Here is an 18950-nt window from a genome sequence, read left to right on the forward strand (position 1 = left end):
TTAGCCCGCGCGAGAGCCACTTGAGCGCACCGCCCGGACCGCTCAGAAGGTGTGGCGAATGCCCACGGTCACGCCCGCCTGGTCCATGCCTGGCGCAATATCCACGCCCGTGCCGCGAATACCGACATTGGAAAACGAACGATTGGAGACATACGCCCCTTCCGCATACACGTCGGTGCGCTTGGACAGCGAGTAGTCGACGAGCAATGCTCCCATCGTCGGGCCGCCGTGCGGATTGCGAAACTGCGTGTGATAGACGCTGGCCGAAATGGAAAGCGGTGCATTCACCCTCCAGGTCACGCCACCCCAGTAGAGCAGCGAACTCGGCGGCGCATCCGTATTGCGCGTGTTCAGCCAGCGCAGGCCTGCCAGCGTCGTGACCGGCCCGAAGTCGTACGAGAGGCCGAGCAGCGCGCGCTGCTGCGCGTCGCTCTGCGTCGCGATCGAGGTGCCCTGCAACTGGTCGTACGTCAGGCCGATGCTGAACGGCCCGCGGTCATACAGCACCGCCGCGCTCATTTCCCGGCCCACTTTCGTTGCGCCGGGCACATTCCCACCGTTCGGAATCGTCGCGTCGAATCCAGTGCTATACAGTGCCGCGAACGTAACGCCGCCGAGATGCACGCCATAGCGCACCGAGTTGTCCGCGCGGTTCACGAACTGGCTGTCCATGCTTTGCGCGGAGTAGCTGGGGTTGAACGTCAGCGCGTCGTACTTGTACATCAACTCGTAAAGCAGGTTCTGGTGACGTCCGAGCGTGAGCGTGCCGTACGGCGTCGAGACACCAACGAATGCCTTGCGGCCGAACAGCCGTCCGCTCTGACCCAGCGCGCCGGTGTTCACGTTGAAGCCGCCCTCCAGCGTAAACACGGCCTTGTAACCGCCGCCGAGATCCTCCGAGCCCTTGAGCCCCCAGCGCGATCCGGCGAGATTGCCCGACTGCTCGCGGATCACCGAGCCCGTCTGTTTGCCTTGGGTCACCCGGTTGACGTACTCGACGCCCGCATCGACGATGCCGTACAGCGTAACCGAACTCTGCGCATGGGCCGCCGTGCAGGCGAGCGTCAGCAACCCGCCGCAGGCGAGCGGGAATGTGTGTCTCTTCATTTTCATCTCTATTCTGGACGACTGATTATTCTGGATGCGTTGTTCCCTTCCGCGCATCCATCGCGCGCCCAGCACCTGCCGGATGCGCGACGGCGCGAACAACCGCCGTGAGGGATCAGATCTTGAATCGCTCCAGGCTGGCCGGGTGGAACAGTTCGGCAGGCTCGAGGCGTCGACTCGACAGTCCCTCGGCGTGGTGCTGCGCGAGAAAGCGGTCGATCACGTGTTCATTGTTGGCGAATCCATACGACCAGAAGTCGTGCCCCATCAGACGCCGCGCATTGCGCAACTGGTCCTCGATGAACGGCAGCGTCACCTTGGTCGCCGAGGTGTCGCTCAAACGGGACAGCGCGACTTCCTTCGATTGCTCGAACGCCTTCGCGATCGCACCGGGCAGCCACGGGTGCTGATCCGCGAGCGTCTTGCGAATGCCCAGGGTGTGCATGATCGGGAAAAGCTTCCTGCGCTCGTACCATTGGGCGGCGCTCTCTTGCGGATCATCGAAAAGGTACTTGACCCTCGGATGCCCACGGTCGAAGCACGACGGCGCGCGCGGTCCGATCACGCCGTCAATCTCGCCATTGGCCAGCAGATTCGAGATCGTCTGTCCTTCTGGCGCGTTTTCCAGCACGACGCCTTCGGGAAGCTTCAGCGCAATCTTCTCAACGCGCGTCGGATCCTCGTAGCCGCCCCGCACCCAGCGGATATCCGATGCTTTCACGCCGTATTCTTCTTCGAGAAAGAGCCGCACCCATACGTTGGCGGTCAGCTGATATTCCGGCACGCCGATGCGTTTGCCCTTCAGGTCTTCGGGCCGGTCGATCCCGCGGTCGGAACGCACGTAGATCGAGCTGTGCCGGAACGCGCGCGACGGAAAAACCGGCACCGCGATGTAGGGCGACGTGCCCGCGGCCGTCTTCACCGAATAGCTGCTGAGCGACAGCTCGCAAATGTCGTAATCCGCGTGCCGGAACGCACGAAAGAAGATCTCCTCCGGGTCCTGCAGCATGAACACGGGGTCTACTCCGTCGATCTGCACGTCGCCGTCGATCAGCGGTCGCATCCGGTCGTAGTTGCCCACCGCGATGGAAAGTTGAAGCTTGCTCATTCCTGTTCCTGTCTGACTGTCAAAATGCTGGTCGTCGCGTGCATCGTCACGCGCCGGATTGCTGTGCCTGCCGCTCGCGCGGCACGCCGAAGAAGACGGCGATGCCGCCGATGAAAACGAGCGCCGCGACCAGCAGGATGCCGGCCGAGAAGCTGCCGGTCGCGCTCTTCACCCAGCCGAGGACTATTGGTGCGAAGAAAGCGCCCACTTGACCGAGACTGCTGATCACGCCGATACCGCCGGCGGCCGCCGCGCCCTTCAGGTAGTTCGGCGGAATGGTCCAGATAATGGCTGCGGCCGCGAAATAGCTCACCGAAACGAGGCTCAGGCACGCGATGGCGGCAACCGAGTTGTTCGTCAGCACCGTCAGGAGCACCGCGCCCGTGGCGCCCGCTGTCGTCGACAGCACGAAGTGCCAGCGGCGCTCGAGCCGCAGGTCGGAGCTGCGTGCGATCAGCAGCATGGCGACCGCGCCGACGATATAAGGCAGCGCCGACAGGAAGCCGATCTGCAGCAGGTTGGAAACACCTGACTGCTTGATGATCGTGGGCGTCCAGTAGTTGAGGATGGTTCCGCAGATGGGCACCGTGGCCCAGCCCGCGGCAATCACGTACACGCGCGGGTCGCGCAGCGCCGCGAGGAGCGTGCTCGGCGAGTTATGCGGCTTGCTGCGGCCTTCCTCGTCGAGCGCGCCGATGACGATTCGTTTTTGCTCCTCGGTTAGCCACCTCGCATCCTGCGGTCGGTCGATCAGGTAGAAGTAGGCAACGACACCGGCAATCACGGCCGGCAAGCCTTCAAGGAAGAACAGCCACTGCCAGTTGCGAAAACCCCAGACGTCCATGAAGTTTTGCAGGATGAACCCGGAAAGCGGGCCGCCGATAATCCCCGCAACCGCGATCGCCAGCAGGAACCGCGATGTGATACGAGCGCGGCGCTTCGCCGGATACCAGTACGACAGATAGAGGATGATGCCGGGCCAGAAGCCCGCTTCGGCCGCGCCGAGGAGCGTGCGCGCGAGATAGAACTGCCACGGAGCGGTCATGAAAGCCATGGCAGTGGAGATGCCGCCCCACAGCAGCATGATCCGGGTGACGGTCTTGCGGGCGCCAATGCGCCGCAGCAGCAGCGTGCTCGGCACTTCGAGCAGGATGTAGCCGATAAAGAACAGACTCACGCCGAGCCCGTACGCCGCGTCGCTCAACCCGAGATCGTGCTTCAGTTGTAGCTGCGCGAAGCTGACGTTGACGCGATCGAGATAGTTGAGGACCCAGCACAGGAAAAGAAAGCTCATTAGCCGCAGCGTGATCTTGCGGTATGTCGCCTCCTCCGCCGCCGAATCGGCTATGGCAGACAGGGATAGGTCCCCTGAGTGCAACGTTGAATGTGCCATGACTGAATCTCTCCGAATTTCTTTCTGGATAGTTTGATTAGAGCTCTAATATTCAGGTTACGGCGGCTTTATGTCGCTGACAAGCACGGGTTTATACCGAGAGCAACACCGCGAAAAATCGTGCGCCTTGACTTGCATCATTAGAGATCTAGCCATAAGATGCGTCCATGTTGATGCAACGCAAGACTGGACTGGCCAGAAGGAGACAGACATGACGCCCCCACTCGAAGACGGTTTTCTTCGACTGAAGATTGCCGGCAAGGAGAAGATCGCCCGTGACATCTGGCGCTTTGAACTGACCGACCCGCAAGGCGCGCCGCTGCCGGCGTTCGAGGCGGGCGCGAACTTGACCGTCGTGGTGCCCAACGGTTCGCGACGCAGTTATTCGCTGTGCAATGACTCGCAGGAGCGTCATCGCTACGTCATCGCGGTCAAGCGCGACAGCAACGGACGCGGCGGTTCGATGAGCTTCATCGACGATACGGCCGAGGGTGACGCCGTGGACGTCTCCTTGCCCCGCAACGAGTTTCCCCTCGATGAGCGCGCCAAGTCATTCGTTCTCGTCGCGGGCGGCATCGGCATCACGCCTATGCTGTCGATGGCGCGGCAGTTGCGGGCGGAAGGCCTGCGCTCGTTCAAGCTGTACTACCTCGCCCGCGATCCGGAAGGCACAGCGTTCTTCGATGAACTGACCAGCGAAGAATGGCGTTCCGACGTGAAGATTCATCACGATCACGGCGACCCGTCGAAAGCATTCGACTTCTGGCCCGTATTCGAGCGGTCGAAGCCGGCGCAACACGTGTACTGCTGCGGCCCGCAGGCGCTGATGGACACCGTGCGGGACATGACCGGCCATTGGCCGTCGGGCACGGTGCACTTCGAGAGCTTCGGCGCAAGCAATGCGAATGCACGCGAAAGCACGCCGTTCACCGTACGGCTATCGCGCAGCGGCACTTCGTTCGACATTCCCGCCAATCGCTCGATCCTCGAGGTGCTGCGCGACGCCAACGTGCGCGTGCCGAGTTCGTGCGAAAGCGGCACCTGCGGCTCGTGCAAGACAGCGCTGTGCTCAGGGGAGGCAGATCATCGTGATCTGGTGCTGCGCGACGACGAGAAAGATACGCAGATCATGGTATGCGTGTCGCGAGCGAAATCCGCGGAGCTGGTTCTGGATCTTTGAATATTGCCGTTCCGCGTGCTGGTCCTGATTCAGGAAATCCTGACGGCCGAAATCAGCGCTTCCTGAGACGACATTCCGCCCGCGCCGATTGGACGCACGCGCCGATCTCCATAGCATGGACTCATCGGATATCGAAGGGAAAATCATGGCGGGCAACAGGTCACTGCGTTCCGAGGTCGAAAAACTCGTTGGCCCGACACGGGGCCGCGGGGCGTGCGTGCGTCTGCTCGACCGCTGCCGCTCGGACGGCACATGCCGCGTGTGCATCCAGATCGATCGGCCGTCCGGGACGTTTTCACTCTTCTTCTTTCGCCATGCCGACGGCACATGGCACGTGTTCCCGCCGGGCCTGCGCCGTCCGGAAATGGGGATAGGCCGCCTGGCTGCCTGATCGTTCATCAATCGATGAAACGTCACATCGTCGGGCGCTATCGCGGATTCGTTATCGAAGCGCAAATGGAGCCACGCACGGCGCGCTTGTCCGATGGAATCGCGCTGACCTATCGCGTCACGTGGTCGCTACGCAGAAGGACTCGAAAACAACACGTCACCGGTGACTTCGCCGATCCCGTTACATACGAGTCGGAGAGCGTTGCCCTCACGTGCATCGACCGCGACGCTCGCGCTCTTATCGATGCGATGCTGGCGAATCAGGCCTAGCACGCGCTGACCGTCATTACGCGTTCTGCAGATCCGCGATCGTCGCCGCCAGGAAGCGCGCCGCCTCGCCGCCTGTCACGACGCGATGATCGAACGTCAGGCTGAGCGGCAAGATCCGGTGCACGGCAGGCGCGCCGTCTGCCGCGACGACCTGTTCATGGATGCGCCCCGCGCCGAGGATCGCGACGGTGGGCGGCACGACGATGGGCGCCGCGTACTTCCCCGAAATCATCCCGAAGTTCGACAGCGTGATCGTGTTGCCGCGCATTTCTTCCGGCGGAATCTTGCGCGCGCGGATATCGGCGCGCATCCGGTCGAGACCGCCGCGCAGATCCGCCGCATCGCGATGCGCGACGTCGCGCAGCACCGGCACGAAAAGCCCATCGGCCAGATCGACGGCAATGCCGAGATCGATCTTCTCAAGTACGTGGCGTCGCCCCGTATGTCCGTCGAACCATGCGTTCAGTGCCGGCTCGGCGCGGCAGCCCGCGACCAGCGCGCGGATCAGGCGGATCGTCACGTCGGTGTGCGGCGGCCATGCGTGAATGTCGGCATCGTCGATCACGGTCGCGGCGGCCACTTCGCTTTGCGCTCGTGCCATGTTGTGCGCCATCGCACGCCGCACGCCGCGCAGCACTTCGGCCGGACCGACTTCGCCAAGTATCTTCGCGACGCGCTGCACGTCAGCCGCTGTGATGACGCCTTCCGGGCCGGACGGCGTCACCATCGAGAGATCGACATCCAGCTTGCGCGCCAGCGCGCGCGCCGCCGGTATCGCCTTGATCACACCGCCGCCCGCGCTGACGCCACCTCCCGTGCCAGGCGACGCAGGCGCGTCCTGCACGACATGCTGGCCAACTTCCATATGGCCGACGACAGTGCCCGCGTCCGCATCATCGGCCTCGCCCTCGAACGCGACGAGCGGCGCGCCCAGATGCACGATATCGCCCGTCCGTCCGAACAGCTTCGTGATGCGGCCGGATTGCGGCGACGGAATCTCGACGATCGCCTTCGCCGTTTCGACCGACAGCAACGGTTGATCCGCCCGCACTTCATCGCCGTCGCTCACATGCCATTCGACGATTTCCGCTTCCTGCAAGCCTTCGCCGAGGTCCGGCAGTTTGAAGATTTTCATGGCTTTATGACGCCTCCATAGCTTGCCGCACCGCGGCGACGATGCGCGAGGCACCAGGCATGTATTGATTCTCGAGCCGGTACAGCGGCACCACGACGTCGTAGCCGGTCACGCGCTGCACAGGCGCGAGCAGCGAATAAAGTCCGCGCTCGGCGATATTGGCGGCGATCTCCGCGCCGATGCCGCCCGTGCGCGAACCCTCGTGCACGATCACGCAGCGACCCGTCTTCGCGACCGAGGCCAGGATCGTGTTCATGTCGATCGGCTTGAGGGTCGCGACGTCGATCACTTCGGCCATCACGCCTTCCTGCGCGAGCAGATCGGCGGCGCCCTGTGCGTCCTGCACGGCACCGCCCCAGCACACCAGCGTCACATCCGAGCCGTCGCGCAGCGTAAAGCAGGTGTCGAGCGGCAGCCCTTCGCCGTTGTCTTCCACTGTCTGCCGGAACAGCCGATAGAGGCGCGTCGGCTCGAAGAAGATCACCGGGTCGGGATCGCGAATCGCGGCCAGCAACAGGCCGTACGCGCGCGCCGGCGAGGAAGGCGTGACAACGCGCAAGCCGGGAATGTGCGCGAACAGCGCTTCGGGGTTTTCGGAGTGATGCTCGGGGGCATGGATGCCTGCGCCGCACGGCGTGCGGATCACGAGCGGACAGGTGAGGCGTCCGCGGGTCCGATGCCGCAGACGGGACGCATGATTGAGCACGTGATCGATCGCCGGATACAGAAACCCGCTGAACTGGATCTCGGCAACGGGCTTCAGTCCCATCGCCGCCATGCCGATCGCGGTGCCCGCGATCGCTGCCTCGGCGAGCGGCGTGTCGAGCACGCGTTGCGTGCCGAAGCGTGCCTGCAGGCCGACCGTCGCGCGAAACACGCCGCCGTTCACGCCGATGTCCTCGCCGAGCAGCACGACGGCGGGATCGTGCTCGAGTTCGTACGCGAGCGCCAGATTGAGCGCATCGATCATGTTCAGATCAGCCATGGCCGTTGCCTCCGTTCTGACCATGCCGACCATTGCCCGCGATCGGCGCGAATCGCTGCGCGCTTTCCAGTTGCTCACGCATGGCATGCGGCAGCGTCTCGTACAGGTGATCGAACATCGCGGAAGTATCGGGGGGCGGCACAGCCAGATACGCCTCGACGGCTGCCTCGACCTGCGCGTGACACGCCCGGCCGAGTTGCTCGTCCTGCGCTTTGTCCCAGAGGTTCATCCGCATCAGATACTTGCGCAAACGCAGCAGCGGCTCTTGTTCCCATTGCTTCTGAATCTCATCCGAGTCGCGATAGCGCGTTGCATCGTCGGCCGTCGTGTGATCGCCGAGTCGATAGCTGAGCGCTTCGATCAGCGTCGGGCCGTCGCCTCGGCGCCCTTTCGCGAGTGCCGCATGCATCACCTGATGCACGGCGATCACATCGTTGCCGTCGACCTGCAAGCCGTCGATGCCCGCCGCGATTGCCTTCTGCGCGAGCGTCTGGGCCGCGCTCTGTCTGCTGCGCGGCACCGAGATCGCCCACTGGTTGTTGTTGACGACGAGCACGAGCGGGGCCTGCCAGACGCCCGCCATGTTCATCGCTTCGTAGAAGTCGCCCTTCGATGTGCTGCCATCGCCGCAGATCGTCACGGCGACGCGCGGCTCGCCGCGCAGCTTGAATGCGTAGGCCGCGCCGGCGGCATGACACACCTGGGTGCCGATAGGAACGCAATTTGGAAAGTCGAGCCGCGGCACGCTGAAGTCGCTGCCGCGTTCGTCACCGCCCCAATACAAGAGGCTTTCCGTCATCGTGACGCCGCGCAGCAATTGCGCCGCATGATCGCGATATGAAGGGAACAGCACGTCATCGGCCTGCATCGCGCTCGCGACGCCCACCCCGATCGCCTCCTGCCCCACCGACGATGCAAATGTGCCGAGCTTGCCGGTGCGCTGCAGCGCGACCGCTTTGGTATCGAATGCGCGGGTCAGCACCATCGCTCGATAGAGGGAAATCAGCGCCTCGGGTTCCCGCGCGAAGGCCGGCAATGGCTGCACGGGCTCGCTTTCGGGTCCGAGATATCGCGTATACCCGATGTGAAAACTGGCAGTCGTGGTCATGACCGCCCTCCCTATTCGTCCGATGTCGAATGCGTGCAGGAGATCACGTGCACAACCCGTGCCTGTAGGCGCGGAAGTGCCGGCGCCCTGAACGGCGGTTCGGGCGGCTTATCGTTTGACAGAGAAAGCGGGGATAAGGTGCGAAATTTTCTGCTGCGTAGTGCGCGTCAATGCAGGTGGAGAAGCATGCGCGCAGGGATGTGCCCGCAAATTCTTCATCCCTTGCCGAGCGGCGACCGACCCGGAAATCCCGCCATATTGCTCAGCTGGGCCAGTTCATTCGTTGCGTCGCGCACTGCGAACGGATACTTGCTGGCGATCCGCCCGATCGACGATCTGTGGGGCAACCAGACCTGAGCCGCCTCTTCTGTGAGAGAAGCACGCGGGCTCCGCGATGGAGCCCGCTTCGGCGGACAGCTTCGGCTTACTTTGCGACGCTATCCAGCGCGGTGGCGCGAATGAGCCGTGTCTCCTGCGCCGTGATCAGATGGCCCGATGCCTTCAGATAGGCGGGGAAGTCCGGGTGCGTATCGCGTGCCAGGCACCGTCGTTCGTAGTCGGCCAGATCGTCATATCCCCACAGGTGGGTGAACTGGTTCTGCGGCCCGACCATGCTCGTCCAAAAGCCGAGCGGATGTCCAAGCGTCTCGAGCAGGATTGGCATCGCGAGCCTGTCGAACACGTCGAGAAACTCGGGCATCTTGCGTAGCGCGATCGTGTAGACCCGGAAATCCAACAGGGGCTTTGCCAGATACATGGAGCGTGTATTCATGCGCACACCTCCTCTTTGGAAGACATGGCTTTGGTGGCGATCGCGTTACCGGTGACGAAGCCGAACGTCATATTCGGCCCGTGCGTGATACCGGCGCCCGGATAGTTGCCGCCCATCACGCTGCGCCGGTCATTGCCGACCGCGTAAAGGCCCTCGATCTCGCTGCCGTCGGCCCGCAGCACTTCGCCAGTGACGCTCGTCTCGAGGCCGTCGAAGGTGCCCAGATCGCCCATCACCACCTTCACCGCATAGAAGGGGCCGGTCGCGATAGGCGCAACGCAAGGATTGGGCTTGTGGTCCGGATCGGCGAGATAACGGTTGAACGAGGTGCGACCGCGATGGAACGCCGGGTCTTCTCCGCGCCCGGCATCGCGATTGTAGGCATGGACCGTCAGTTCGAGCGCATCGGGAGCGATGCCGCAATTGCGCGCCAGCTCGCCGATCGTGTCGCCCTTGATCAGGTAGCCTTTGCGCAGCAGCGGCCCCACCGGCATCGGTGCGGGCTTGGCATAGCCCAGTCCATACTTGCCCAGCGCCACCTTATCGCAGATCAGCCACATCGCCGTCTCCCGTTCACCCTCGCAGGCGCGCATCAAAGCGGCGCCAACGTCGTGGTAGGAGTTCGATTCATTGGTGAAGCGCTGACCGCTGCGCAGCACGCCGATCACGCCGGGCTTATACCGGTCGAGCAGATGCGGAAACACGCCAGTGCGGCCCTTGCCGAAGGGCACCTTCGAGGCAGGCATCCACGCCGCCGCATCGGCGAAGCCGAGCTTCACGGCACCACCCACCTTCTCCGCCAGGGTCAGCCCGTCGCCGGTATTGCCGACGGGCGTGGGCGACAGATGCTCACCGCCACGCTTCACATGCGGATAGACCTGCGCGATGCGCTTCAGATCGTGCGGGAAGCCGCCACAAGCCAGCACGACGCCGTGCCGGGCAGTGATTCGAAGCTCACCGTCCGCGGCGCTCGCGCGCACACCGGTCACCTTGCCGCTCTCGCTCAGCAGTTCCTTCACGGGCGTCGAAGTGAGGATCGGGATGTCGATCGCCAGCGCCGACTTCGCGAGCCTCGCGGCGAGCGCGTTGCCGCTCGTGACGTTGATTCCGCGCCGGTAGAGCGCCAGCTCCTTGATGTGCGTAGCCAGACGGCGCGCCACATAGAGGAACGAAACGATCGACCTGGTCGCGCGGAAGAAGTGCTTGAGGTCCGCGTTCGATGAATTGAACATCATGCCCATGAACGTGATCGTCTCGAGCGGCTGCTTGAGGCGTCGCATGTCCTTGCCCAGCCCGCGAATGTCATAGGGCGCGGCGAGGATCGAGCGGCCGATGTCGACGCCGCCGGGCGCATCCGGGTGATAGTCCGGATAGAGCGTGGGCACGAACTTCATCTCGGTCTCGCGCTCGAAGAACTCGACCATTTTCGGCCCGTTCTCGACAAAGCACTCGACCGCGGCGGCATCGTAGTTATTGCCCGTCTCGCTCATCATGTATTCGCGCACGCGCTCGACGGTGTCGGCCGGGTTTTGCTGCCGGCCGTATTTGCTGAGCGGAATCCATAAGACCCCGCCCGACAGCGCGGTCGTACCACCGAACACGGGCTCCTTCTCGAGCACGATGACATCGAGGCCGCGCTTGCGTGCGGTGATCGCAGTGGCGAGGCCCGCGGCACCCGATCCGACCACGACCAGATCGCAGGTGATCTCCTTGGTCATATCCAATCTCCTTGTCGTTGTGGTGTGATGGCGCTCACGTGGCCGCGGTAGCGTTGAAGCCGGGGCGCGGAACCATGTCCATCAGCATGCAATCGAGCCCGCCGTCGACGAGCACCTCCGCGCCATTGACGTAGGCAGCCATATCGGAAGCGAGGAACAGCGCCGGGCCGGCCAGGTCCTCCGGCTCGCCGATGCGGCGGCTCGCGGTGGCGGCGGCGCGGCGAGCCTCGAAGCCGGGCTCCTCGTAGAACTTCGCGGACAGCGCGGTGCGGATCATGCCGGGCAGCACGCAGTTGCTGCGTACGCCGCGTGGGCCCCATTCCGCCGCCAACTGCCGCGACAGCAGCAGCACGCCCGCTTTGGTCGGGCTATAAGAACCGCTATTGGTCTGCGGATTGAGCGACGCAATCGACGCAACGTGGACGATACTGCCCTTGCCCGCCGCCAGCATGCCGCGCCCGAACGCCCGGGCACACAGCAGATAGCCGGTCAGGTTGACGGCGATGGCCTGGTTCCAGTCCTCGATCGAGACCGTCTCGAGCGCGCCGGCGCGCAGCAGCCCTGCATTGTTGACGAGCGCGCTGACCGGCCCGATCTCCGCGCGAACCTTGTCGGCAGCTGCGGCGACCGAGGCTTCGTCCGACACGTCGCAGCCGATCGCCTGCGCCACCGCACCGGCCTTCCGAAGCTCGGCGGCGACAGCTTCAGCACCGGCAAGATTCCGATCCACGAGCGCCACATGCGCGCCGACAGCGGCGAAGGCGCGCGCGATGCCGGCACCAATGCCACTGCCCGCACCCGTGACCACGCAGACCTTTCCGTGCAAGTTCAGCGCGTACGGGGTCGAGGCCGCTCCGCGATTTTCAAGTTCCTGTCTCATGTAATTACCTTCCTGAAATATCTATGCGAATACGCTTCCTGATATCCGTATCGCCATTGAACGCCTCGAGCGCCTGTGGAACAATGGACAGAGTCGACATAGAGCAGGACATAACGTGCATCATGGCCTCTGACCAGCAGCGCCGCCGGACCGTGCTGCATTTCGCGCTCTATGGCGCGGAAGCCGACCAGCCTTGGGTCGACATGGTCCATTACGAGCGCATTCCGCTGCGTGCCGGGCGTTTCGACTTCGACATCGAACCGCACGTCCACGATGCGCTGATCCAGGTGCTGTACGTCACCGCCGGCGGCGGCGAGACTTTCATCGACGGCAAGACCTGGGCCGTCCAGGCGCCATGCCTGGTCGTCGTGCCGGCGCGCTCGGTCCACGGCTTTCACTTCCGCAGCGACATCGACGGTCACGTGATCACCGCCGCGCAGTCCGCGCTGGAATCACTGGCGATGACGGCCGCGCCCGAGCTGCTGGAATTCATCCGCACGCCGACGGTGCTGTCGATCGATCCCGACGTCGAGCGCGGCACATCTCTGGACACCCTGTTTCAGTCGATCGGGCACGAGGCGGAGAGCCACGAGCGCTGGCAGTTCACCGCGGGCGCCGCACTCACCATCACGCTGTTCGTCAAGATCGGGCGTCTCAGCGAGAGCGCCCGGCTCTCGGCCAGTTCCGAGCAGCGCACGATGGCCGCGCGAATCGAACGGTTCCGCGCCCTGCTCGACCGCCATTGCCGTGAGCGGCGCCCGGTCGCCAGCTATGCCGGCGAGATGGGCGTGACCACCGGCCAGCTCTCCCGCATCTGCCGCGCTACGTTCGGGGTCTCGGCCATCGAGGCGATCGATGCACGCTCGATCCATGAGGCCAAGCGGCTGCTCGGCTATTCGACGCTCAGCGTGAAGCAGATCGCCAGCGAACTGGGCTTTCAGGACGAGGCGTATTTCGGACGCTTCTTCCGCAAGCAGACGGGACTGCGGCCAACCGAATACCGCTCCGCGGCCCACGATCGTTCCTTGCCACCTGAAAAGGCGAGAGCGAACTGACTCGCTTTCGCCCCCCTGATCCGCGTCAGGACGACAACGCACCCAGCTTCGCGAACAGATGCTCCGGCCCGGAGTTGGTCAGATTGTTGCCCCGCACATACTGGATCGGCCTGGCCGGATCGAGCGCGATCTGGCCGATCTCTTCCACACAGTCGCCCAGAACGTATTCGCCGGACTCGCAGACCGCCTTGCAGGTGCCACACACACCATCGCGGCAATCGAGCGGGATATTGATCCTGGCGCGGATGGCGGCATCGGTGACGCGCTCGCCCTCCTCGCAGTCGATGAAGCGGGTCACTTTGTCCTCAAAACGGAGGGTTATCCGGTGGGCCATGCCGGTGTCTCCTCCAGAGCCGTCCGAACAGTCCGCTTCGCTGTCGGTATGTTCGCGCGGGTGGCGCGCGAGGTAATCTTGTTTCTCGCGCAAGCGCCAGTTGGGCTTAATGGCGCCAATTTAGAGCCTGAGCCGCGTTCCCCGCAACGGATAGAGACGACGTTTGCCTGGACAAAACGTGCATCGTCATGGATGCCCGATGGCGCTAGTATCTGCACCTCCCTGGTTCGGAGCCGAACTCAATAAGGCTAAAGGGCGCCTATCATCCAGATACCGCCCGGCAGCGCATGCGCCACAGGACCGGCGGGGACTCACGCACTGAAAGTGTTTGGCAGTCGATCCCAGCTTGGGAGGTCTCATGTCATCGCTACGCACCAACGATCTGCTCCGTTCGAAGGAAGGAATCCGTCTGCATGGCCCGGACCTGGACTGCTGGCGCCGCTGGGGGCCTTATCTGAGCGACCGGCAGTGGGGCACGGTTCGCGAGGACTACAGCGACTACGGAACCGCCTGGGAGTATTTCCCCCACGATCAGGCGCGCAGCCGCATGTACCGCTGGGGCGAGGACGGCATTGCCGGATTCGGCAACGATCCACTCGACTGGTGCGTGTCGCTCGCGCTCTGGAACGGGCGCGACCCCATCCTGAAGGAGCGGCTGTTTGGCTTGACCAATGCGCAGGGCAATCACGGCGAAGACGTGAAGGAGCTTTACTTTTATGTCGATGGCACGCCGACGCACTCGTACATGAAGATGCTCTACAAGTACCCGCACGATGCGTATCCGTATCAGGACCTGATCGGCGAAAACGGCCGGCGCGGCGCCGATCAGCCCGAATACGAAATTCTCGATACCGGCGTGTTCGACAACGATCGCTATTTCGACGTCTGGGTCGAATACGCGAAGCACACACCTGACGACATCGTGATGCGCATCAGCGTCGAAAATCGCGCGGATCAGCACGCGCCACTTCATGTGCTGCCGCTGTTCTGGGCGCGCAACCGCTGGGCCTGGTCGGGCAAGCCCGGCAGGCCCTCGCTGACGCTCGAGGCGAAGTCCGCCGAAGGCGCGCGCGTGATCGCGCACAATCCCGCGCTGGGCACGATGATCGTCACGGCCTCGGCGCCGCAGCCGATCGAATGGCTGTTCTGCGAAAACGAAACCAATGTGCGCCGCATTTTCGGCATCGCCGGCGCGGGCCCGTTCAAGGATGGCTTCAACGATTACCTCGTCGATGGCGACGAGCAGGCGATACGCCGCGACGCGGGCACCCGCGCCGCCGCGCATGTGGCGCTGTCGCTCGCGCCGCACGAGCGCGCGGTGCTGTATCTGCGCTGGCGTCCGGCGACACTAGCGGGCATCACGCGCGGCGACGCGCCGCTCGACTTCGAAGCGCTGTTCGCGCGCCGGATCGCGGAGGCCGATGAGTTCTACGCCGCGCTCCAGCACGACATCGCCGACGCCGATGCACGGCTCGTGCAACGCCAGGCGCTCGCCGGCATGCTATGGACGAAGCAGTACTACCAGTTCGACGTGACGCGCTGGCACGACGGCGACCCCGGTCAGCCGAAGCCGCCGAAAGGACGCCGGTACGGTCGCAACGCCGACTGGCGGCATATGTGCAACGGCGACGTCGTCTCGATGCCGGACAAGTGGGAATACCCGTGGTACGCGTCGTGGGATCTCGCGTTTCATGCCGCAGCGTTCGCGATGATCGATCCCGACTTCGCGAAGAAACAGTTGCTGCTGCTCGTGAAAGAACGGTACATGCATCCGAACGGACAATTGCCCGCGTACGAGTGGGCGTTCGGCGACGCGAACCCGCCGGTTCATGCATGGGCGACATGGCGCGTGTACGAACTCGACCGTGAAGTCACGGGCGTCGGCGACCACCAGTTTCTCGAAGTGATGTTCCACAAGCTGCTGCTGAACTTTTCGTGGTGGGTCAACCGCAAGGATGCGGAGGATCGCAACATCTTCCAGGGTGGCTTTCTCGGGCTCGACAACGTCGGGATCTTCGACCGCTCTTCGCCGCTGCCGACCGGCGGCCGCATCGACCAGGCCGACGGCACCGCGTGGATGGCCTCGTATGCGCTCGACCTGATGCAGATCGGACTCGAGCTCGCGATGACGAACAACGCGTATGTCGAAATCGCGGTGAAGTTTTTCGAGCACTTCCTGTATATCGCGGAAGCCGTCGGTTGCAGCGAGGGCTGCAGAACAGGGCTGTGGGACGGCCGCGACGAATTCTTCTATGACGTACTGCATCTTCCGGATGGAACGCGTGTGCCGATGCGCGTTCGCTCGATCGTCGGCCTGATCCCGCTGTTCGCCGTGCATGTGCTCGAAGAACGGATATACGGCCATCTGCCCGGCTTGCGAGAACGGCTCGCGTGGTTTCTCGATCACCGGCCGAACCTGGCCAAGCTGGTGTCGCGCTGGACCGAACCCGGCAAGGGCAATACCACGCTGCTGTCGCTGCTGCGCGGATACCGGATGACGGCGCTGCTGCGGCGCGCGCTCGACGAAAACGAATTCCTGTCCGATCACGGCGTGCGTGCACTGTCACGCGTGCATCGCGATACACCGTACGAGTTCGATCATGGCGGCGCGCATGTCTGCATCGAGTATCAGCCGGCCGAATCGGAATCGCGCGTATTCGGCGGCAATTCGAACTGGCGCGGACCCGTGTGGATGCCCGTCAACTATCTGCTGATCGAATCGCTGTATGAATTCCATCGCTACTACGGCGACGAGTTCCGCATCGAGTATCCGACGGGGTCAGGCAACCGGTGCTCGCTCAGCGAGATCGCCGACGGTCTCGCACGGCGTGTCACCACCCTCTTTCTGAAGGACGAGCACGGCATGCGACCGGTGATGGCGGCTTATCCGCAGTTGCAGGCCGACCCGCGTTCGTCCGATCTCGTGCTTTTCCATGAGTACTTTCACGGCGACAGCGGGCGTGGCGTCGGCGCTTCGCATCAGACGGGCTGGAGCGGTCTCGTCGCGCTGCTGCTGCAGCCGCGTCTGATGAAGCTGGCCCATGTGGCGTCCGATACCGCCGCCGCTGCCGAAGATGTGCGGGCGGGAGCGCCAGTCGCCGAAGACGCACTCCCCACGATGGCGCGTTAGACGACGCTCACCTGCGGCCATTCTTCATAACGATCTCTTGTCATCGTCGTCGCGCGGTTTCGCATCCACAGGCGTCGAGCTGTCGGACCAAAGTCTCATTGACCGACCTGAAGGTCGCGTGTCTTATTGGTTGGGGAGACTCCACGTGCCCGAGGAGTCTCCTTTTCATCGTCCGAGGCGAATCGCGACGTAGGAACCGTGCAATCATGGACTGGAACCGCTGGTACAGCCTAAAGAGTTACCTCAGATCTTCCCTGTGGACGGTACCGCTCGTCGCGGTAGCGATCTATGCGGTGGTGAAGCCGCTCACTGAAATGCTGGGAAGGTGGTTGATCGGACACGACATCCTCGATCCAAAAACTGGCCTTTTCGGGCTGTCCATGACTGGAGCGCGGTCGCTTGTCGGCGACATCGTTTCCGCGGACCTGGCGTTTCTGGTATTTACCTTCGGGTCGCTGCTCGTCGCGATCCAGGTCGCTGGCGGTCAATACACCCCGCGGATCATCGCGACGACCTTGCTGCGCGACAACGTGATCCGCAACATCTCGGGATTGTTCGTTTTCACACTGTTATTCGCCAACAGGACCCTAGGCTGGATGGGTGACAGCGAGGTGCACCAGCTTCAGGTATTCATCGCAGCGCTATTCGGATTCGCTTCCGTCGTCGCCTTCCTTTTCCTGATCGACTATGCGGCGAAATTCCTGCGGCCAGTGAGCCTCGTGGCGCGAGTTGGGGAACTTGGGATAGCGGTCATCGAAGGCGTTTATCCCGCGCCGGCGACGGGCCGGATCGCCCCGCCGTGCATTGACCGCAAGCGAGGCGCACCTGATCGCATCATTCGCCACAGCGGTACATCCGGCATCGTTCTGGCCGTGAATCTCGAAAGGCTGGTTGCCAAGGCGAGACGCACGAACTCGGTTATCGAATTCGTGCCGCAAGTCGGCGATTTCGTCGCGGTGGACGAACCCTTGTTCTATCTGTACGGGGACGCGGGCGCAATCGATGAAAACCGGCTGCGTACGCTGGTCGCCTTTGGGACCGAACGCACGATGGAACAGGATCCCATGTTCGCGTTCCGCATCCTCGTCGATATTGCGCTGAAGGCGTTATCGGCCGCGATCAACGATCCCACAACGGCCGTGCTGGCCATCGACCAACTACAGCGGCTATTGCGCGTAGTCGGAAAACGGTCTTTGTACACCGAAGAGATCAGGGATAAGTCTGGCCGTGTGTGCGTGATCTTTCGAACGCCGAACTGGGAAGATTTCGTGCATATCAGTTTTCGCGAGATACGTCAGTATGGCGCGGGCAGCATCCAGATCGCGCGACGTCAGCGCGCGGCGATAGAGAATCTCCTCCAGTGCTTGCCGGAGCATCGTCACGACGCATTGCGGGTCGAGCTGACCCTGCTGGACCGTGAGATCGGCGTGAGGCATCCATTTCCGGAGGACCTGGCGTTGGCCCGTATCCCGGACTCGCAAGGGCTTGGAGGCTCGGAGACCTCGGCGGCAAGGCAACCCGTCGTTTGAGAGGCGATCGTGCGAAAACTCATCATGGGCATCGTCGAGTTCCGGGAGAAAATGCTGCCGCAATACGCACAGCAGTTCAGCAAACTGGCGCTCGCGCAGACTCCCGATGCGCTCTTCATCACCTGCTCGGACAGCCGCGTCGTGCCGGATCTGCTGGCATCGACCCATCCCGGCGATCTCTTTACGATGCGCAACGTGGGCAATCTGATCCCGCCGGCCACTGCGGACGGTGTCTCCACCGGAGATCTTTCCGAGGCCAGCGCAATCGAATATGCGGTGCTGGTGTTGAAAGTCGCGAATATCGTCGTGTGCGGGCATTCTGAGTGCGGCGCGATGAAGGCCGTGTTCTCACGCAACGCCAAGCTGAAATCGCCAAACCTCGATAAATGGCTATGCCACGCCAACACCGCGGCGTTTCGGCTCGAACAGGAAGGTCCGCTCGATGACAGCTTGAAAGCGCACGATCAATTGTCGCAACTCAACGTGCTCGTGCAGCTCGAGCACCTGATGACCTACCCGATCGTCCGCCAGCAAGTCACCGCCGGGGCACTCGTACTGAGCGGCTGGTGGTTCGATATTGCGACTGGCGCCATGTATGCCTATGAGCGCACGAGCCGCTCATTCGAAGTCATCGATCGCGCAATGGCTGAGCGGATCATTGCGCGCCTTGCGGCACGGGCGAGGTGATGGTTTGTCAGGCTTGGCGACGGGACCGGATTGGCGCTGCCAATAACCGCGCTATTGCACCACGCGGGTAAGTCCGAATATTACATATATATTAACAATTCCATACTCCGTCACGACGGGCGCTCAGGCTCCCTGAGAACGTCCAGTCGGCGTGCATGGAAGCCGCTTC

General features: G+C 63.2%; 15 protein-coding genes and 1 pseudogene. 6 read left to right on the plus strand and 10 right to left on the minus strand.

What is annotated here, in order from left to right; genetic code table 11:
• Nucleotides 1-42 precede the first annotated feature (42 nt).
• The 3 genes from QFZ91_RS04340 to QFZ91_RS04350 all read right to left on the minus strand — a co-directional run bounded on the left by QFZ91_RS04340 (nucleotide 43) and on the right by QFZ91_RS04350 (nucleotide 3608).
• A complete protein-coding gene (locus QFZ91_RS04340) occupies nucleotides 43-1113 on the minus strand; it encodes a porin (RefSeq protein WP_368717938.1) in 1071 nt (356 codons plus the stop codon).
• 109 nt (nucleotides 1114-1222) lie between these two features.
• A complete protein-coding gene (locus QFZ91_RS04345) occupies nucleotides 1223-2215 on the minus strand; it encodes an ABC transporter substrate-binding protein (protein ID WP_368717937.1) in 993 nt (330 codons plus the stop codon).
• Nucleotides 2216-2261: 46 nt separating this feature from the next.
• Entirely contained in the window at nucleotides 2262-3608 is a 1347-nt protein-coding gene (locus QFZ91_RS04350) for an MFS transporter (protein ID WP_429566362.1), read from the minus strand.
• Nucleotides 3609-3819: 211 nt separating this feature from the next.
• On the opposite strand from QFZ91_RS04350, the gene QFZ91_RS04355 reads away from it, so the two are divergent.
• Together QFZ91_RS04355 and QFZ91_RS04360 are read left to right on the plus strand one after the other, a co-directional pair.
• Complete coding sequence (locus QFZ91_RS04355) at nucleotides 3820-4788, plus strand: PDR/VanB family oxidoreductase (protein WP_429566650.1); 969 nt, start codon at nucleotides 3820-3822, stop codon at nucleotides 4786-4788.
• 145 nt (nucleotides 4789-4933) lie between these two features.
• On the plus strand, nucleotides 4934-5179 hold the full coding sequence (locus tag QFZ91_RS04360) for a hypothetical protein (RefSeq protein ID WP_429566651.1): 246 nt from the start codon (nucleotides 4934-4936) through the stop codon (nucleotides 5177-5179).
• A gap of 285 nt (nucleotides 5180-5464) precedes the next feature.
• On the opposite strand, the gene QFZ91_RS04365 is transcribed toward QFZ91_RS04360, so the two are convergent.
• From QFZ91_RS04365 to QFZ91_RS04390, 6 genes are all read right to left on the minus strand, one after another.
• Nucleotides 5465-6583, minus strand: coding sequence for a dihydrolipoamide acetyltransferase family protein (locus QFZ91_RS04365; protein ID WP_429566363.1), 1119 nt, complete (start codon nucleotides 6581-6583; stop codon nucleotides 5465-5467).
• A gap of 4 nt (nucleotides 6584-6587) precedes the next feature.
• Complete coding sequence (locus tag QFZ91_RS04370) at nucleotides 6588-7568, minus strand: alpha-ketoacid dehydrogenase subunit beta (protein ID WP_368591981.1); 981 nt, start codon at nucleotides 7566-7568, stop codon at nucleotides 6588-6590.
• A complete protein-coding gene (pdhA, locus tag QFZ91_RS04375) occupies nucleotides 7561-8676 on the minus strand; it encodes a pyruvate dehydrogenase (acetyl-transferring) E1 component subunit alpha (RefSeq protein WP_429566364.1) in 1116 nt (371 codons plus the stop codon). Before pdhA ends, QFZ91_RS04370 begins: the two co-directional genes overlap by 8 nt.
• 424 nt (nucleotides 8677-9100) lie before the next feature.
• A complete protein-coding gene (locus tag QFZ91_RS04380; RefSeq protein WP_018436310.1) occupies nucleotides 9101-9448 on the minus strand; it encodes an NIPSNAP family protein in 348 nt (115 codons plus the stop codon).
• The gene (locus QFZ91_RS04385; protein ID WP_429566365.1) at nucleotides 9445-11166 is read right to left on the minus strand and encodes an FAD-dependent oxidoreductase; all 1722 of its coding nucleotides are present in this window, start codon (nucleotides 11164-11166) and stop codon (nucleotides 9445-9447) included. Before QFZ91_RS04385 ends, QFZ91_RS04380 begins: the two co-directional genes overlap by 4 nt.
• Nucleotides 11167-11200: 34 nt before the next feature.
• Nucleotides 11201-12046: an SDR family NAD(P)-dependent oxidoreductase gene (locus QFZ91_RS04390; protein ID WP_429566366.1), complete on the minus strand. Its 846-nt coding sequence runs from the start codon at nucleotides 12044-12046 to the stop codon at nucleotides 11201-11203.
• 122 nt (nucleotides 12047-12168) lie between these two features.
• On the opposite strand from QFZ91_RS04390, the gene QFZ91_RS04395 reads away from it, so the two are divergent.
• Nucleotides 12169-13101: a helix-turn-helix domain-containing protein gene (locus QFZ91_RS04395; RefSeq protein WP_368717931.1), complete on the plus strand. Its 933-nt coding sequence runs from the start codon at nucleotides 12169-12171 to the stop codon at nucleotides 13099-13101.
• A 139-nt stretch (nucleotides 13102-13240) separates the two neighbouring features.
• Here the strand turns inward: QFZ91_RS04395 and QFZ91_RS04400 are convergent.
• A pseudogene (locus QFZ91_RS04400) lies at nucleotides 13241-13435 on the minus strand (2Fe-2S iron-sulfur cluster-binding protein); the annotation flags it as partial.
• Nucleotides 13436-13793: 358 nt separating this feature from the next.
• Between QFZ91_RS04400 and QFZ91_RS04405 the strand changes: the two are divergent.
• The 3 genes from QFZ91_RS04405 (at nucleotide 13794) to QFZ91_RS04415 (ending at nucleotide 18781) form a co-directional block, all read left to right on the plus strand.
• Nucleotides 13794-16565, plus strand: coding sequence for an MGH1-like glycoside hydrolase domain-containing protein (locus QFZ91_RS04405; RefSeq protein WP_429566367.1), 2772 nt, complete (start codon nucleotides 13794-13796; stop codon nucleotides 16563-16565).
• Between the two features lie 206 nt (nucleotides 16566-16771).
• Entirely contained in the window at nucleotides 16772-18094 is a 1323-nt protein-coding gene (locus QFZ91_RS04410) for a DUF2254 domain-containing protein (protein WP_429566368.1), read from the plus strand.
• A 9-nt stretch (nucleotides 18095-18103) separates the two neighbouring features.
• The gene (locus tag QFZ91_RS04415; protein ID WP_368717930.1) at nucleotides 18104-18781 is read left to right on the plus strand and encodes a carbonic anhydrase; all 678 of its coding nucleotides are present in this window, start codon (nucleotides 18104-18106) and stop codon (nucleotides 18779-18781) included.
• Nucleotides 18782-18950 lie beyond the last annotated feature (169 nt).

It is taken from the genome of Paraburkholderia sp. JPY419 (assembly GCF_050435705.1).
GTDB lineage: Bacteria > Pseudomonadota > Gammaproteobacteria > Burkholderiales > Burkholderiaceae > Paraburkholderia > Paraburkholderia youngii.

What these genes read in the sequence shown, in the direction of transcription:
- QFZ91_RS04340 (WP_368717938.1), bottom strand. Translation starts at nt 1,113, where the DNA reads ATGAAAATGAAGAGACACACATTCCCGCTCGCCTGCGGCGGGTTGCTG.
- QFZ91_RS04345 (WP_368717937.1), bottom strand. Translation starts at nt 2,215, where the DNA reads ATGAGCAAGCTTCAACTTTCCATCGCGGTGGGCAACTACGACCGGATG.
- QFZ91_RS04350 (WP_429566362.1), bottom strand. Translation starts at nt 3,608, where the DNA reads ATGGCACATTCAACGTTGCACTCAGGGGACCTATCCCTGTCTGCCATA.
- QFZ91_RS04355 (WP_429566650.1), top strand. Translation starts at nt 3,820, where the DNA reads ATGACGCCCCCACTCGAAGACGGTTTTCTTCGACTGAAGATTGCCGGC.
- QFZ91_RS04360 (WP_429566651.1), top strand. Translation starts at nt 4,934, where the DNA reads ATGGCGGGCAACAGGTCACTGCGTTCCGAGGTCGAAAAACTCGTTGGC.
- QFZ91_RS04365 (WP_429566363.1), bottom strand. Translation starts at nt 6,583, where the DNA reads ATGAAAATCTTCAAACTGCCGGACCTCGGCGAAGGCTTGCAGGAAGCG.
- QFZ91_RS04370 (WP_368591981.1), bottom strand. Translation starts at nt 7,568, where the DNA reads ATGGCTGATCTGAACATGATCGATGCGCTCAATCTGGCGCTCGCGTAC.
- pdhA (WP_429566364.1), bottom strand. Translation starts at nt 8,676, where the DNA reads ATGACCACGACTGCCAGTTTTCACATCGGGTATACGCGATATCTCGGA.
- QFZ91_RS04380 (WP_018436310.1), bottom strand. Translation starts at nt 9,448, where the DNA reads ATGAATACACGCTCCATGTATCTGGCAAAGCCCCTGTTGGATTTCCGG.
- QFZ91_RS04385 (WP_429566365.1), bottom strand. Translation starts at nt 11,166, where the DNA reads ATGACCAAGGAGATCACCTGCGATCTGGTCGTGGTCGGATCGGGTGCC.
- QFZ91_RS04390 (WP_429566366.1), bottom strand. Translation starts at nt 12,046, where the DNA reads ATGAGACAGGAACTTGAAAATCGCGGAGCGGCCTCGACCCCGTACGCG.
- QFZ91_RS04395 (WP_368717931.1), top strand. Translation starts at nt 12,169, where the DNA reads ATGGCCTCTGACCAGCAGCGCCGCCGGACCGTGCTGCATTTCGCGCTC.
- QFZ91_RS04405 (WP_429566367.1), top strand. Translation starts at nt 13,794, where the DNA reads ATGTCATCGCTACGCACCAACGATCTGCTCCGTTCGAAGGAAGGAATC.
- QFZ91_RS04410 (WP_429566368.1), top strand. Translation starts at nt 16,772, where the DNA reads ATGGACTGGAACCGCTGGTACAGCCTAAAGAGTTACCTCAGATCTTCC.